Below are 1876 nucleotides of genomic sequence, written 5' to 3'. Positions count from 1 at the left end.
CGCGCCGTGGACGGCGCACGCCACCGGCCACCTCACGGCCTCGGCCGACGCCGCCCCCGACGACGCGCCCGACGACGGCTGGGCCGCGCTCTGGCCGCCGGCCGGAGCCGAGGCGGTCGACCTCACCGACGTGTACGGGCGGCTCGCCGCCGCGGGTTACGGCTACGGTCCCGCCTTCCAGGGCCTCACCGGCGCCTGGCGTGCGGGCGACGACCTCTACGCGGAGGTCAGCCTGCCCGACGACGTACGGTCCGCCGCGGCCGACTTCACCGTGCACCCGGCCCTGCTCGACGCCGCCCTGCACATCCTCGTCCTGGACGCCAGGAACGCCTCCTCGGCGGGCCGCCCCGTCCCCTTCTCCTTCACCTCCGTCACCGTCCCCGCCCCCGGAACCGACGCCCTGCGCGTCCGGCTCACCGCGAGCGACGCCTCCGGCGACGGCACCCGGATGTCCCTGTCCGACACCGCGGGCCGCCCGGTGGGCGAGGTGACGGTGAGCATGCGCAACGCCCCCGAGGGCTTCGGCCTCACGGCGACCACGTCGCCCCGGGACATCGGCCTGTACGACATCGCCTGGGTCCCGGCCGCCCCGTCCCCGTCCCCTTCCCCCTCTCCGGAGGAGGCCGCACCCTGGGCGGTGCTCGGCTCCGACGCCGCGGAACCCGTCGCCGCGGCCCTGCGCTCCTCCGGCCGCCCCGCGTCGGTGCTCGCCGGCCTCGACACCCCCCGCACGGGCGCGGCCCCGGCGGTGCTGGTCATCCCGGCGCCCGAGGCCCCGGCAGCGTCCGGCGACCTTCCCGCAACCGTGCGCCGCGTCCTCGCGGACACCCTGGACCTCGTACGGCGACGCGTCGCCGACCCCGAACTGGCCGGCACCCGGCTGCTCTTCCTCGCCGACCCCGACGCGCTGACCGGCGGCCCGCTCTGGGGCCTGATCAGGTCGGCCCAGACCGAGCACCCCGACGCCTTCGCCCTGGCCGACGCGAGCGGTACGGCGCCGGACGAATGGCCGCTGCTGGCAGCCGCGTTGGAGCGGTCGGAGCCGCAGACGGCGGTCCGCGACGGCGCCCTGCTGGTCCCCCGGCTCACCCTCCGCCCGACGGCCGCCGTGCAGGAGAGCGAGCCGCACGGCCCCCTCGGCACTGGCACGGTCCTGATCACCGGCGGTACCGGCGGACTCGGCGCGCGCCTGGCCGCGCACCTCGTGGCACGGCACGGCGTACGGGACCTGCTCCTGGTCTCACGGCGCGGCCCGGCGGCCGAAGGGGCCGACGAGCTGGTCACCGCGCTCGAAGCGCGCGGCGCGGCCGTACGGGTCGCGGCCTGCGACGTGGCGGACCGGGCGGCGCTGACCGCGGTGCTGGACTCGATCGCGGACGACAAGCCGCTGACCGCGGTGGTGCACACCGCGGGCGTGCTCGACGACGGCGTGGTCGCGCGGCTCGACGGTGAGCGGCTGGGGAATGTGCTGCGGCCCAAGGCGGACGCGGCGTGGCTGCTGCACGAGCTGACCGCGGACCTGCCGCTGACGGCGTTCGTTCTGTACTCGTCCGTGGCGGGCGTGCTCGGGACCGCGGGGCAGGCGGGTTACGCCGCCGCCAACGGCTTCCTGGACGCGCTGGCCGTCCACCGCAGGGCGGCGGGGCTGCCCGCGACCTCGGTCGCGTGGGGCCTGTGGTCCGCGGAGGCCGGGATGGCCACGGCGCTGAGCGCGGTGGACCAGGCGCGGCTGGCACGGATCGGCACGCTGCCGCTCGGCCAGGAGGAGGGTCTGGCGCTCTTCGACGCGGCGCTGGCCGCCGACCTGGCGGGCGGCCGTACGGTGGCGGCCCGTTGGGACCTGACCGGGCTGCGGGCCCGCGCGGCCTCCAGCGGG

The 1876-nt window shown here is 77.8% G+C and carries 1 protein-coding gene; it reads left to right on the top strand.

Annotated elements, in window-relative coordinates:
• Nucleotides 1-1876, top strand: a 1876-nt coding sequence (locus BGM09_RS02330; protein ID WP_188279668.1) for an SDR family oxidoreductase, incomplete at both ends; no start/stop codon positions are given.

The sequence above is a fragment of the Streptomyces sp. CBMA29 genome (assembly GCF_014596445.1).
Classification (GTDB): domain Bacteria; phylum Actinomycetota; class Actinomycetes; order Streptomycetales; family Streptomycetaceae; genus Actinacidiphila.
The sequence above is the reverse complement of the archived record's forward strand: the minus strand, read 5'-3'. Positions and strand labels throughout refer to the sequence as shown.